At 38.0% G+C, this 14,180-nt stretch carries 15 protein-coding genes and 1 tRNA gene; 5 read left to right on the top strand and 11 right to left on the bottom strand.

Translation table 11 applies throughout. From position 1 onward, the window contains the following. Positions 1-495: 495 nt before the first annotated feature. The 7 genes from BAZSYMA_RS02605 to BAZSYMA_RS02635 form a co-directional block, all read right to left on the bottom strand. A tRNA-Gln gene (locus tag BAZSYMA_RS02605) sits at positions 496-570 on the bottom strand. Between the two features lie 28 nt (positions 571-598). Beyond that, positions 599-1,390 (bottom strand): 4-(cytidine 5'-diphospho)-2-C-methyl-D-erythritol kinase, encoded by a 792-nt coding sequence (gene ispE, locus BAZSYMA_RS02610; RefSeq protein WP_237731775.1) that lies wholly within the window; start codon positions 1,388-1,390, stop codon positions 599-601. A 34-nt stretch (positions 1,391-1,424) separates the two neighbouring features. Further along, entirely contained in the window at positions 1,425-1,955 is a 531-nt protein-coding gene (locus tag BAZSYMA_RS02615; RefSeq protein ID WP_090715335.1) for a hypothetical protein, read from the bottom strand. Positions 1,956-1,963: 8 nt separating this feature from the next. Beyond that, positions 1,964-2,161, bottom strand: coding sequence for a hypothetical protein (locus BAZSYMA_RS02620; protein ID WP_143243074.1), 198 nt, complete (start codon positions 2,159-2,161; stop codon positions 1,964-1,966). Between the two features lie 112 nt (positions 2,162-2,273). Then, positions 2,274-2,816, bottom strand: a complete 543-nt coding sequence (gene orn, locus BAZSYMA_RS02625) for an oligoribonuclease (protein WP_090715340.1) — start codon at positions 2,814-2,816, stop codon at positions 2,274-2,276. 16 nt (positions 2,817-2,832) lie between these two features. After that, positions 2,833-3,852, bottom strand: a complete 1,020-nt coding sequence (gene trpD / locus BAZSYMA_RS02630) for an anthranilate phosphoribosyltransferase (RefSeq protein WP_090715342.1) — start codon at positions 3,850-3,852, stop codon at positions 2,833-2,835. Beyond that, positions 3,849-5,066 (bottom strand): aminopeptidase P N-terminal domain-containing protein, encoded by a 1,218-nt coding sequence (locus BAZSYMA_RS02635; protein ID WP_090715345.1) that lies wholly within the window; start codon positions 5,064-5,066, stop codon positions 3,849-3,851. The genes trpD and BAZSYMA_RS02635 overlap by 4 nt, the downstream gene beginning before the upstream one ends. A gap of 35 nt (positions 5,067-5,101) precedes the next feature. On the opposite strand from BAZSYMA_RS02635, the gene BAZSYMA_RS02640 reads away from it, so the two are divergent. Both BAZSYMA_RS02640 and BAZSYMA_RS02645 read left to right on the top strand, forming a co-directional pair. Continuing rightward, entirely contained in the window at positions 5,102-5,818 is a 717-nt protein-coding gene (locus BAZSYMA_RS02640; protein WP_090715347.1) for a 16S rRNA (uracil(1498)-N(3))-methyltransferase, read from the top strand. A gap of 56 nt (positions 5,819-5,874) precedes the next feature. Next, the gene (locus BAZSYMA_RS02645; RefSeq protein WP_090715349.1) at positions 5,875-7,446 is read left to right on the top strand and encodes a DUF945 family protein; all 1,572 of its coding nucleotides are present in this window, start codon (positions 5,875-5,877) and stop codon (positions 7,444-7,446) included. A 1-nt stretch (position 7,447) separates the two neighbouring features. Here BAZSYMA_RS02645 and BAZSYMA_RS02650 read toward each other — a convergent pair whose 3' ends face one another. The 3 genes from BAZSYMA_RS02650 to proC are packed head-to-tail and all read right to left on the bottom strand — an operon-like array spanning position 7,448 to position 9,730. After that, positions 7,448-8,491 (bottom strand): hypothetical protein, encoded by a 1,044-nt coding sequence (locus BAZSYMA_RS02650; RefSeq protein ID WP_090715352.1) that lies wholly within the window; start codon positions 8,489-8,491, stop codon positions 7,448-7,450. Positions 8,492-8,496: 5 nt separating this feature from the next. Beyond that, positions 8,497-8,907, bottom strand: coding sequence for a hypothetical protein (locus tag BAZSYMA_RS02655; protein ID WP_090715355.1), 411 nt, complete (start codon positions 8,905-8,907; stop codon positions 8,497-8,499). Further along, a complete protein-coding gene (proC, locus tag BAZSYMA_RS02660) occupies positions 8,900-9,730 on the bottom strand; it encodes a pyrroline-5-carboxylate reductase (protein WP_090715357.1) in 831 nt (276 codons plus the stop codon). Before proC ends, BAZSYMA_RS02655 begins: the two co-directional genes overlap by 8 nt. A gap of 57 nt (positions 9,731-9,787) precedes the next feature. Here proC and BAZSYMA_RS02665 point away from each other — a divergent pair, with 57 nt between their 5' ends. Next, positions 9,788-10,456 (top strand): phosphoglycolate phosphatase, encoded by a 669-nt coding sequence (locus BAZSYMA_RS02665; protein WP_090715359.1) that lies wholly within the window; start codon positions 9,788-9,790, stop codon positions 10,454-10,456. A gap of 39 nt (positions 10,457-10,495) precedes the next feature. Beyond that, positions 10,496-11,725, top strand: a complete 1,230-nt coding sequence (gene bioA / locus BAZSYMA_RS02670; protein WP_090715361.1) for an adenosylmethionine--8-amino-7-oxononanoate transaminase — start codon at positions 10,496-10,498, stop codon at positions 11,723-11,725. An 8-nt stretch (positions 11,726-11,733) separates the two neighbouring features. On the opposite strand, the gene priA is transcribed toward bioA, so the two are convergent. Continuing rightward, positions 11,734-13,764 carry a replication restart helicase PriA gene (gene priA / locus BAZSYMA_RS02675; RefSeq protein WP_241502529.1) on the bottom strand — a complete coding sequence of 677 codons (2,031 nt, stop codon included), beginning with the start codon at positions 13,762-13,764 and terminating at the stop codon, positions 11,734-11,736. On the opposite strand from priA, the gene ybeY reads away from it, so the two are divergent. Beyond that, a partial coding sequence (ybeY, locus tag BAZSYMA_RS02680) for an rRNA maturation RNase YbeY (protein ID WP_090715364.1) occupies positions 13,750-14,180 on the top strand: 431 nt, incomplete at its 3' end. The genes priA and ybeY overlap by 15 nt on opposite strands.

Consider the following 14,180-nt stretch of genomic DNA (forward strand, 5'->3'; position numbering starts at 1 on the left):
ATTTAAAAACAATTTTGTCAAAGTTTTTTTATGCGCCCCAAAAATCCAAAAATAGAGCCACTCATAATTCAAAACTTATTTTCTGACATATTTTCTTAATTTTCATAGTCAGAGTTTTAGGGATTTGTATGAACTGTTGAGGCCTTTGCATAAATCGACTAAAAAAAATCACAAACCTCCTGTATAGTAAAATAATACTCATCTAAAACAACTCTAAAAAACCAATCATGTCTTGAAAAAACATCCAACAAAAACAAGAAAACAAACAGGGTTCATCCATTCGTTATATTGTTGAGAAAACCTTTGGATTGTTAAAGCTTCATTATGATTTAGGTAAAGCAAGACACCTTGGATTAGAGCGCAACAAAACCAGAGCGCGCTAGTACGGCAGATTTTAAAAATATGCAAAAATTTAGACAACACAACCTAAAAGACTCAGTGTTTTTACAAATCCAACAAAGTAGAAAGTAAAAAGACAAAGTAAAGAAGGGAAATTGGCTGGGCTGGCAGGATTTGAACCTGCGCATGACGGGATCAAAACCCGTTGCCTTACCGCTTGGCGACAGCCCAATTAAAGTTTAACCCATCACAAGGTGGGTTAATTCGGCGAGGTATTGAGTGCAAGTGCTACAAAACCCGACCATTTGCTTGGTAGATTATTAAGGGCTACCAAAGCATCTTTCTCATGCTTAAACTCCACAAAGGCACAACTTCCTGTGCCTGTCATTCTCGGCTGGTATAAGTGGTTTTTGGATAATTTTAAATGCACTAATGCTTCTAAAATTTCGCCTTCCAACTCGGTGGCAACCTCAAGACAATCATTGTGTGGATTGATTAACTCTGAGAAAGGGTGTATTTTCCCTATAGTGGGCGATATTGTCAATGCTTTATGCGAGAAAATTTCTTTGGTTGAGAGTTGTTTATTGATAGAGACCACTAAAAAGTAGTGTTTTGGCAGATTCATGGGGGTCAAAATATCCCCCACGCCTTCTGCCCAAGCACTATGTCCAGCAATAAAAATTGGCACATCAGCACCCAGCGCTAGGCCAATTTCTGCTAATTGTTGCTTTGAGAGTTTTGTGCCCCATAATGTATTGAGTGCAATAAGTGTCGTTGCTGCATTTGAGCTACCACCACCCAAGCCACCCCCGGTAGGAATATTTTTCACTACTGAAATATCTGCCCCGTTTGTTGTACCCGTTGCTTTTTGTAGTGCTTGTGCTGCTTTGATAATTAAATCTTGTTGTTCTGGTATATCTTCATTGCCATTGGTGCGTGCTATGATGCCATCTTGTCTAATAGATATTGTGAGCTCGTCGTAATAGTCTAATAATTGAAAAATGCTTTGTAGGTTGTGGTAGCCATCCTCTCTTTTAGAATTAATATGCAAGAATAAGTTAATTTTTGCAGGAGATAGCCAGATTTTAGGAGATGTTTTGATTTTTTTCAGCGTGCTTATACAGACACTTGTAAGTTAGATATAATCCAACTTCCCCTGTTTTTTCAAACAAGGTGTTTGAATGGATCATTTTTATGGTTTGTTTTGTTAATACGGGGCGTTTAGCATTAACTGTTATAAGACGATCATCAAGCAGTCCAATCATAGTAGATAGAACAATTTTTGAGGCAGTTTCTAAACCATCTCTTTTTAGAAAAAATGATAATCTTTGTGCTAAAAAGAAAATAATTTTAAATTCATCAATAGATCCCTTGGGCATCACTAAGAAGTCATTAAGATAAGTGTTGATTTTAGATGAAGTGGCAATAAATATTTCTTCCGAGTAGAATTCGACGCATTTCACAAAATCTCGCTCCATCTCTAAATAAGAGGTATCGTCACAAGCGGTTTGTGTTATCTCCGTATACTTTTCGTAAGATTTTGGCAGGGTTTTTGTAAAAACTGATAAAATTTTTCTATAATAAGGCTTATAAATAATTTCAACACTGCGTGACATAAGTGTTTTTATTCAGCTGTATCTAAAAAATTATCATCAAGGTGCTCACCTTTTTCTAATGAAGCAATAAAGTCCTCGTCAATTGAATTTGATTCTTGAGATTCGGCAAAATAAAATTTTGGTTCTGCTACTATTTCAATAGTAGCAATTTTTTTGGCGGACTTCTTTGCAGAATCAAAACACTCTTGACTTAATTTATTGTTCATTGTAATATCACCTTGCATATTTTTAATATTTTTTTGATTATATCGTATTACCGCCATAAAAAACAAATTTTTATGATGTTAGTTTGAAAAAGCCAATAATTACACCGAAAAACTAAATTTTAATAAAAGTTTTTCGGTAATGTTTAAGTTCGTCAATAGAGTCTTTAATATCAAGTAATGCTAAGTGTGCAGATTCCCCTTCTCGAATCATTTTTGCCTCAGGCTTCCAACGCGCTGCTAATTCTTTTAGTGTGGTGACATCAATGTGACGATAATGGAAAAATTGCTCTAATTTAGGCATGTAATTGTAAAGAAATCTTCTATCTTGACAAATAGTGTTGCCACACATTGGCGAGGCGCCTGGATTGACATGGGCTTGTAGAAAATCTATCGTTTGTTTTTCAGCTTGTTGCATAGAAACATTACTGTCTTTAATGCGCTGAACTAAGCCAGAATTGGTGTGGTGCTCAGTATTCCATTTATCCATAGCTTCTAAAATCTCATTATTTTGGTGAATGGCAAGTGCTGGACCTTCTGCCAAAATATTAAGGTCTTTATCTGTAACAATCGTGGCAATTTCAATAATGGTGTCTTTTTTTGGCAATAAGCCTGTCATTTCTAAATCAATCCAGATTAAGTTGCTATCTTTATTCATAAATAAGTCCTTTATATTAACAGCCCGTGCTTTCTTTAACAAAGTCGTCTAATTTTTGGTGGGCTGAGCCATCGTTTAAAATTTTTATTGCTTTGTCGATACCTGCTTGTAGTGAATCAGCTACACCTGATACATAAATTGCAGCGCCAGCATTGAGTGCAACGATATTTTTCGCTGCACCCTCTTCACCATCTAGTGCTTTTTGAATGAGTGCCAATGAGCTATTAGCATCTTGTGCTTTGATGTCGTCTAAATTACCTAATGGCAAGCCAAATTCTGTTGGGTTGATGGTATAAGTGGTTACTTTGTTATTTTTGAGTTCAGCAACATAAGTATCATCGGCAATTGAGATTTCATCCAATCCATCTTTAGAATGTACCACCATCACATGCTTAGAGCCTAGGCTTTTGAGCACATTGGCAATCGGTTCAACCAAAGCCTTGTCATAAACACCCATCACTTGATGAGGTGCTTTTGCTGGATTGCTTAGCGGACCTAGGACATTAAAAATAGTGCGCACCGCCAACTCTTTACGAGTATTGACAACATGTTTTATTGCCGAATGGTGTGTGGGTGCAAACATAAAACCAACGCCGATTTTTTCCACGCTTTTACTAATGGCCTCTGGCGTCACATGAAGATTAACGCCCGCTGCTTCCAGCACATCGGCACTACCTGATTTGGAAGAAACACTACGATTACCGTGTTTGGCGACTTGTGCACCTGCCACTGCAGCTACAAAGGCACAAGCAGTGGAGATATTAAACAATCCCAGACCATCGCCACCTGTGCCACAGGTATCAACTAAATGCTTGGCATTATTAACCGTTACCGCAGATGCCAGCGAATGCATTACCTTTGCAGCTGCGGTGATTTCATCGATTGTTTCACCTTTTATCGCCAAGCCCACTAAAAATCCACCATTTTGAGCGCCTGTGGTTTTGCCGGTCATAATATCGCGCATCACCGTGCTCATTTCGTCTTCGCTTAAATCTTGTTTTGCAATGACTGCTTTTATTGCTTCTTGTATATTCATTTCATTAAGTTCTCTATGTCGTTAATTTCTTTTACCAGTGCCTTGGTTAAAACGCTATTACCATTATCCGTAACCAGAACATCATCTTCAATACGAATACCAATATCCCAGTAAATAGAGTTAATTTTATCACTCTTACGAATATAAATACCAGGTTCAACAGTCGTTACCATGCCTATCTCATATTGACGATGTTGTTTGCCTTGCCGATAACTACCCACATCATGCACATCTAACCCTAGCCAATGCCCTGTGCCATGCATATAAAACTGTGACAAGTATCCATCTGTTTGTAAAATTCCCAAATCAATTAAACCTTGTTGAATGATTTGCGAGGCAACTTGATGCGCTTTAGTAACTATTTCACCTGGTTTAATACATGCAATAGCAGCAAGTTGTGCATCTAGTACAATCTGATAAATTTGTCGTTGTGCTTTGCTAAATTTGCCATTCACTGGAAAAGTGCGCGTAATATCTGAGGCATAGCCCCCAACTTCACAACCTGCATCAATCAATAACAAATCACCATTATTTAGCACTTGATCGTTTTTAATATAATGCAAGATACACCCGTTCCCCCCACCTGCTACAATCGGTGTGTAAGCGTGTTCGGTGTTATTTTTTCTAAATTCTGCATCAAAAATACTGGCAATCTCGTATTCAAACAAATCTGCTTTGACTTGTTGCATCGCTAACTGATGGGCGTGCACGGAAATATCAGCAGCCTTTTGCATTAATGCAATCTCACTATCATCTTTAATCAGGCGCATTTCGTGCAGGTGTTCACCGAGCGATTGAGTTTTTACACCATCCAAGCATTGAATAATTTCATCGTCTAACGCACATGGTTTGAAATCATAATACAGCGTTGTTGCCTCTTTTATCAGTTGTGGTAATTGTACTTTTAGTTTGTTGGTAGGATAGGCCTGGTTTGCATTTAAAGTTTGCGCTGCTTTAGCAACACCTAGGCGCTCGCCATCCCAAATTTCTCGTTCTAGATTTTTTTCTTGTAAGAAAATCGTATAGTAATCTTTTGAAAAAACAGCAACTGCCTCAGGTTCTTTAAAGCCTGTTAAATACCAAAAATCGCTATGTGGGCGAAAAGGAAAATGCACATCGCCATTGCGATATTGCTCTGGATTGGTGCTAATAATCACCAAAGCACCCTCATCAAACTGGCTTAGTAATTTTTCTCGTCTGTTTTTTGGTATCATTTTAAGGATTATAAAGTGAGACCTTTGCTTAAATTATGAAAAATGTGCGTTTATATCACAATGCCCCTTTATCTGTTGGCGAGGAATTAACGCTAGATGCGTTCAGTGCACATCATTTAACCAAAGTATTGCGTTTTCCAATAGGGCAAAACATCATCTTGTTTAATGGCGATGGGTTAAATTATAACGCTGAAGTATTGCAAACGAAAAAAAACTGCACCGTCCAAATTTTAGAAAAAACGCAAAACCCTTCTGAATCAAAACTCCATCTCACCTTGGCACAAGGCATTGCTAAAGGTGAAAAGATGGATTTTTTAATACAAAAAGCCGTGGAATTAGGTGTCAATAAAATCATCCCTATTTTGACTGAACACTGCGTGGTTAAACTCAAAGGCGAAAAATTAACCAAACGCCAATCTCATTGGCAAAAAATTGTGATTAGCGCCTGTGAACAATCAGGTCGATCCGTTGTGCCAGGGGTCTTCACGCCTATTAATTTAACAGACTTTTTACAACAACCCACTGTGAACGGCTTTGTCTTACATCACCGCTCCAAACAAACTTTATTAAAAACGGATACAGTCAATCAGGCGACTATTTTAATCGGTCCCGAAGGCGGACTGAGCAAGGCAGAAATCAGCCAAGCCACTCAGGCAGGCTATCAGTCGTTATTATTAGGTACTCGCATACTTAGAACCGAAACCGCCTCACTTGTAGCAATAGCTAATATGCAATTATTATGGGGTAATTAGTACTTTCAAGATAAAAGAATGGTTATAATGGCTTGCTTTAAGTTGAGATTTTTCACATGAAAAAAATACTAAGTTTCATTATAGCGTTGTTGATTGTCTGGGTTGGCAGTTTGTTGTATGCTGGATATCAAACTGAAAAATTGATTAGCCAATATGTCAATCAAATAAACCAAGTTTATCAACAATCTTACCCGGGCGTTGAGTTGGAGTTGAAAAAATTTGATTCTAATTTCTTTGATGCAAAAGCACAATATGCTATTAAGATTAACATTCGTAAATTAGTAGATGAATTAAACTTAGGGTTGGACAAGAATGATGATTTTGTTGGATTTCTTGAGGATGCTTTTAAGACGCCTATTGTCATTGATCAAGATATACAATATGGACCTGTATTTTTTGATGAGGGTTTAGAGTTTGCCATGGCAAAAATTAGCTTTCAAAGCACTTTGAGTAATTTTGTTAAGATGATGGCAAAAGAACTTTTGCCACGCTTTGAGGACAATCAACAAAAAAATAAAGAACAATTAGATGTATTTATTTCAGAGTTAAATCAAGTTTTAGAAAAAGAAGTCGTCATAAATTTTGAGTCTGTTTTACCTTTTTTCTCTAATAAAGTGCACACAAGTGGTACTATTAGTGAGATTAACATTAATAAAGCAGATACAGTATATACGATTGGTCGAATGACATTTGATGATGTAACTAACATACAAGACCTCACTGGACATGGCAACTTTAATATACCAAATATCATATCTAAATATAAAAATGTGCAGATTTTTAAGATACAAGAATTATCAATTTCTTATAATATCAATGAGTTTATTGATGCATTTAATTATTTTGGCGATGTTAAATTTGATATTCAAAAATTGAATTTTAACTCGTCAACAGATGAGGGCGTTAGTTTTGCAGTTGCTTTTAATCTTAAGTCAAGCAGAAACAATAAGATGTCTGATTTGTCTGATGGAGAAATTAATACAACAGTTAAAATATTAAAGTATCCAAAACAACTTGAGGTCATGCCATTTGATTTACCAGAAACAGTGTTCGCATCTTGGTCATTAAAGGGTGTTGATAATACAAATTTTGCAAATACCACGCAAAAATTTAAACATTATCTTTCTACAATAGATACAGACAATGTCAAATTCACGAAAATCCCAGCTCATCTTATTAATGATATTGCTAATGGTCTTGACAAGTCTTTTGTAAAACAAGTGACTAGTCTTAATATTGATTTGGACATTACAACAGTTAAGCAACCAAAAATTAACAACACATTAAATCTTCAACTTATTTATGATTTTGACAAAGGCGATATGATGCAGTTTTTGGCAATGATAAGTAATGACAATCTAAAGAAAGCTGGTGAGTTTGTAAAAGATAAAGTTATTGTTAATTTGAAAGCCAAGGTGAGCGCTAAAATTTTGGAAAAATTTAAACCAATGTTACAGACGCAAATACAGCAAGGGATGGTGATAGAAAAAAATGGGTTTTATCAAACCAGTGCCAACTATCAAAATAAAAAATTAATGGTGAATGGTAAAGACATGATCGCTATTTTGCAACAATTGATTCTTCCGTTACCACCAGTGCCACCAGTGCCAACAATAAAAGCAAGATAATTTATATTGGGGTAGTTAAAAGCTTTAAGGCAGCTTGAATGGATTCAAGCACATTAGAGAGTTTTTTACGAATGGCAGAGCCAGCCAAACTATGGGCAGAAATTGTGCCCACGACTAATTGTTCGCTAACACCGGCCAACAATAATCTAGCTTTGATTTTTTCATTATCCAAGCCCAACTGCGCTAAGACATTTTCTGCTTGAGTTTGACACTGCTCAATATCTGCGAGTCTTTGAACCATTGGATGTGACAGGTAAGCGCCTAATACTTCTAAGGTGCGATACAAAACATGCTCTTGATTAATCTTTTTTAGAATGTGATTGATGGTTTGCAACATGATTTGACCTTGTTCGCTATTGACGCGTTCTAATTCTTTAATATTGTTATCTAATGCGATTGTATTGTTATTGTTGGGTAAATTGCCTTCCATTCTCTCAATAAAACCCACTAAAAAAGCGGGCTTTCTTTGCCCTTGTTTCCATAATCTATCCTTTGCTTGTGGTGAGATTAAATCCTCTTGTAGTAGTAAGTTAGTGGTGTCGATGAGTTGCGTGGTGTCATCGGTAAAGGGTAGAAATTCTAGTAAATAATCGGCAATTTGTTTGCCAATGGGGTGTTTGATGACAAAATTTCGAGTGAGAAGAAAGCGCCCAATTTCTGCTTGTTGGTCGGTATTGGTTGCGCACCACCAAACTAAATCTAATACTTCATCGTTTAAGTTTTGCGAATTTGCCACTGCGACCACGGCTTCAATATTGCCAATTTTTAATAGTGATTTTAAGTTACTCGATCCCACTTGACCCATTCTTGACCAACGCTTTAAATATGAGGGGTAGCCACCCATAGAGCCTAGTATTTGAGAGACTAAAAGTTTTTGCACCGCTTTAATATATTTAGTGCTATCACCAGATGGATTGAGTGTGATGGTTTGTTCTTTTTTGTTTTCAGTTAAGCCCACGACCGCCAACTTATAAATATCAACACGAATTGCGACACAAGTGGCAATGAGTACATTAAGTCGTAGGGTGTCTTCAGGTGTTAACATCGGTTTTAAGTCTTAGTTTTGGTATTGAAATATCGGTTAAGTTGTGAGAGTGATTGTGATGCCAATGCATCTTTAAAAATCACTACGGATTCTTTGCCAGCATTGATAATAATCAAAAAACGAGATTGGTACGAGGGATAAAACACCGAGAATTGCTGGGTAGAATGGTCATTTTTTTCAACCGTTAATTTGTCTTCGTCTAAAACCATTTTAACAATGGAATTTGGGTGCGTAAGATGTAGCGATTTTGGCAAAAAATAGAACAACCATATGGATAACAAGCTACTTAAAATAACGCTTAACCATAGCGTGTAAAAATAATACCAAATCGCAAATAAACCCAAGCAATAAACGAAAATACTAAGGGTTAAATAAATTTTTGATGCTTGAATTTTGATGTCAAGTTTGTTATGCATTGTCACTCAATTCAAAACCTATTTCTCTAGCACGCTCAAAGGCAGCACGCATGGCGTGAGAAATTATTATTTCAAAATTTTGCTCTTGAAAACTCTCAATTGCTGCTTGTGTGGTGCCATTTTTCGAGGTAACTTTGGCGCGCAGTTCGCGTGCAGAATCAGCACTTTGCTTTGACATTGTGCTAGCACCGAGTGCAGTTTGAATACTGAGTTTTTCAGCGATTTGCTTGTCTAGTCCGAGTGCAACACCAGCATTGGTCATTGATTCAATCATTAAAAAGAAATAAGCAGGGCCACTACCTGATAGTGCTGTTACCGCATCAAGCATTGTTTCTTCTTTCACCCAAAAGTATTCACCAACTGAGCCAAGAATTTGTTCAGCCAATTCTTTTTGTTTATCGCTCACAGCATCATTAGCCACCATTCCAGTTGCACCTTTGCCCACTAGTGCGGGTGTATTTGGCATTGTGCGTACAATAGATGCGCCTCCTCCTAGCCAAGCGTTAATATCACGACTTTTTACGCCAGCAGCGATAGAAATCATCAAAGGTCTGTGGCGAGTGTGTATTTTTATTTCCTTGCAGACACTTGACAATATTTGTGGTTTTACTGCTAGTACAACCACATCGCATCCTGTAGCCACTTGCGAGTTATCGGTAAAAACTTCAACACTAAATTCCAACTTTCGTTGTGATAATAGTGTTGTATCAGTGTCGCTGAGTTTGATATTTGACGCCTCAAATCCATTGTTAATCAAGCCAGAAATCAGCGCATGTGCCATATTACCCGCACCAATAAAACCAATTGTTGTTGTCTTTTGCATTAAAATACCTTAAAACTTATTCAGTTGACTATTCTACTTAACAATACAAAAGGAAACATGAAAAAATTTAACCCAAAACTAATTATGATTGATGTTGATGGTACTTTAGTTGATAGTGTGCCAGATTTGGCTTATTGTGTTGATGAATTAATGATAGCAATGGATAGAGAAAAATGGGGCGAGGAAAAAGTACGCCACTGGGTCGGTAATGGTGTGCCAAAATTGGTAGAGCGTGCTCTTACAGGAGAGTTAGAGGGCGCGGTTAATCAAGATGATTACGACAAAGCCTACCCGATTTTTTTGGATTTATACGCCAAAAATATCTCAGGTCGTTCATCGCTATATCCGGGTGTGAGAGAAGGATTAGATTATATGAAAGCACAAGGTTACACTTTAGGTTGTGTGACTAACAAGGCTGAACAATTTACCCTGCCAATTTTAAAAGACTTAGGTATTTTTGATGAGTTTGGCATTGTTATTTCTGGCGACACTTTAGCCAAGAAAAAACCAGACCCATTGCCATTGCTTCATGCTGCAAAATTCTTTGGCGTTAACCCAACAGATGCAATGATGTTGGGCGATTCAATCAGTGATGTTAAGGCATCACGCGCGGCAGGTTTTAAGGTTATTTGTATGTCTTATGGTTACAATCATGGTGATGATATTCGTGATGCCAATCCTGATTTAGTGATTGATTCAATGGCTGAGCTTAAAAATTATTTATGAGGAAGGCAAGGCTTTCACCACTTTTCTTAATGTAGTTATATGGATACATTTGACCAACAATATATTTGGCATCCTTATACCAAAGCTCCTAATCCAATAAAATCGCATCAAGTGCTATCAGCTGAGGGTGTTTATCTGAATTTGGATAATGGCAAGCGTGTGATTGATGGTATGAGTTCGTGGTGGTCGGCGATTCATGGTTACAATCACCCTGTGTTGAATACAGCTATCACTCAGCAATTGGCAAAAATGTCGCATGTGATGTTTGGCGGTTTAACGCATCAAAGTGCCATTGATTTGGCAAAAATCTTAGTAGAAGTCACGCCTGATAATTTAACCAAAGTTTTTTTTACTGATTCAGGCTCAGTGGCTGTAGAATCCGCACTAAAAATGGCGTTGCAATATTGGCATAATAAGGGTGAGAAAAACAAACAAAAATTTATTACCATACGCGCGGGTTACCATGGCGATACATTCGGGGCAATGAGTGTGTGCGACCCTGAAAATGGCATGCATCATTTGTTCTCAGGTGTATTGCCAAAGCATTATTTTGTTAAAAGCCCATCTATCGTGTCAATGGAGGAGGCATTAGTCGATTTGGAAGTAGCATTAAAGCAAAATTCTGATTCCATTGCAGCTATGATTTTAGAGCCTGTGGTGCAGGGTGCAGGCGGAATGCGGATTTATAATCCACAATACTTAACTAAGGCAAAGGTGCTCTGTGAGCAGTATAAAGTATTATTTATTTTGGATGAAATTGCCACAGGCTTTGGTAGAACAGGCGAATTATTTGCTATGGATTATGTAGATTGTGAGCCTGATATTTTGTGCTTAGGCAAGGCGCTCACAGGTGGCTATATGACACTTGCTGCCACACTCACTAGTGATAAAATTTCAAGTGCAGTTGGTACACTCATGCACGGACCCACCTTTATGGCAAACCCACTCGCCTGCGCTGTAGCAAATGCCAGTATTAATTTATTGCTTAATTCACCATGGCAGGATAATATCGCCCGCATAGAAAAACATTTTTATAGCGAATTATTACCACTCAAAAACAACAACAAAGTGGCTGATGTGCGAATTCTAGGCGCCATCGGTGTGGTAGAAATGGTGGATGACATTGATGTGGAAAAAACCCAAAACCAACTGATTGAAAACGGCGTTTGGCTTAGGCCATATGGAAAGCTACTTTACACCATGCCACCATTTAACATGACGGATGATGAATTATTGACAATCACTAATGCTATTAAAGTTGTCATTTAACAAGCAGTTTATTCAATAGGGTCTACATCTAAATACCAGCGCACTTTGTTTTTAAGGGTGAGTGTGCTGGTGTGTTGGTTAAGCGTGGCGAGCATTTGGTGTAGGGATTTTCTATCAACGGATTGCAAATAAAGGTTGGAGTAGTAGTAGTCGGCTTTTTTCTCCATTACAGGTGTCACTGGACCCCAAATTTCTACTGAGTTCATTTTGATGCTTTTCAGTAGGCTGGTCATTTCTTGTAAAAAATCTTGTGCATTTTGTTTGACTTTAGCATTTGCACAAATTAATGCTTGATGAGAAAATGGTGGCATTTTTGTTTGCGCGCGTTGTTTGAGTAGAGTACTGGCAAATTGGGTGTAACGATTAGACAGCACATAATTAAAAATAGGATGCTCTGGATAGCGTGTTTGGATAGCCACTTCCCCTTGTTGCCCGCTTCTTCCTGCGCGACCTGATACCTGAATTAGCAACTGTGCTAAGTGCTCTGTTCCTCGGAAATTACTTGACAATAAACCACCATCAATGTCTAAGATCCCCACCATTGCCAAATTAGAAAAATCATGCCCCTTTGCCAACATTTGCGTGCCAACGATAATACAGGGCTCGCCAGAATTGATTTTTTCTAAGTGTTGTTCAAAGGCTTTTTTGCGTCTAGTGGTATCACGGTCAATGCGAATAATAGGCGTATCAGCAAAATGCGAACCTAGTGTTTCTTCTAATCTTTGTGTACCATAGCCTAATACTTCTAATGATTGTTCGCCACAATCAGGGCAAGTCTGTTCAGGTATTTTTTCATCATTACAATGATGGCATTTGAGACGATTAATATGACGGTGATAAATCATTGATGAATCGCAATGGTCACACTCTGATTTCCAGCCACACTGTGTACAAAAGTAAACAGGCGCATAGCCACGACGGTTAATAAACAGCATAACTTGTTTACCACTTGATAGATGTTGTTTCATCTTGGCAATCAGCATTGCTGAGAGTGCATTGCCTGCTTCAGTGCGCATATCAATCAAGTTCACTTTTGGTAAAATTGCACCACCTGCACGCTTCATGAGCGTTAAGCGGGATATTTTTTTGTCCATCACTTGTTTCAAAACTTCCAATGATGGCGTTGCCGTGCCTAGGATGACAGGGATATTGACCTGCTTAGCACGCACAAAGCACAAATCTCTAGCACAGTATCGGAAGCCAGATTGTTGCTTGAAAGAGCTGTCGTGCTCTTCATCAATAATAATCAAACCTAAATTTGGCATCGGTGTGAAAATCGCACTGCGTGTACCGAGTATCACACCTGCTGTGCCATCTTTTGCCATTAAATAGGCATCGAGTTTTTGCGTTTCATTGCGTTGCGAGTGGATAGAAACGATGCATGTATTTAGTCGTGATGCAAAGCGTGTAATCATTTGTGGTGTGAGTCCGATTTCAGGCACTAAGACTAAGACTTGTTTGCCTTGTTTGAGTACAGTTTGTGTAAGTCGTAAATAGACTTCAGTTTTACCGCTACCTGTCACGCCATGTAATAAAAACCCATGATAACCATCTAAAGAAGCCGAGATTTCATCAATGGCCAGTTGTTGTTCGTTGGTGGTTTCAAAATTGGGTTCGCTAGTTTTAATCGGCAGTCCAACCACTTTTTTAATAATGGCTTCTTTGCCGATACGAAGATTTTTTGGTAATGCGGTGGAAATCACCTCACCGATTGGGTGGTGGTAATAGTTCGCCGACCAAGATAAAAAGTCCAAAATTGGTGCGTCCAAAATTGCCACATCGTCTAACACCTCTTCGATGGTTTTAAGTTTATCAAAATCGCTTTTGTCTTTGTGTGCAAGCACAATGCCAATAACTTTTTTGCGTCCAAATGATACCCTTACGCGCGCGCCAACTGCCACTTCTTGATTGGGTAAATAATCAAAAGTTTTGTTTAACGGTACAGGAATGGCAACTTCAAGGATTGATGACAAAGTTAAATATTTTAAGACTAAAATAAATGATTTTATACAATAAACAAAGGCATGGTTGTCATTCAAAACACGCTCAATGATTCATCTCTCAATGAGAGAAATCTCACTGATACCTTGCAGCAAGTGATTGCTGAGCTAGGTTATGGTGGGAGTGAGTTATTGATTCGATTGGTTGATACAGCTGAGATTCAACTGTTGAACAGAACCTACCGTGAAAAAGACAAACCCACCAATGTTTTGTCGTTTCCAAGTGAGTTACCTAAAGAAATTGAGGTGGCTATTTTAGGTGATGTGGTGATTTGTATTGCAGTGGTGCAAATTGAGGCTAAGGCGCAAAGCAAAACATTTGAAAATCACCTGATGCATACGGCTGTTCACGGGGTTTTGCACCTGTTAGGCTATGACCATATTAAAGACAATGAAGCTGATGAGATGGAGGGTTTGGAAATTAAAATCTTAGCGGGGTTGGGAATAGAAAACCC

The organism is Bathymodiolus azoricus thioautotrophic gill symbiont (genome assembly GCF_001298715.1).
GTDB lineage: Bacteria > Pseudomonadota > Gammaproteobacteria > PS1 > Pseudothioglobaceae > Thiodubiliella.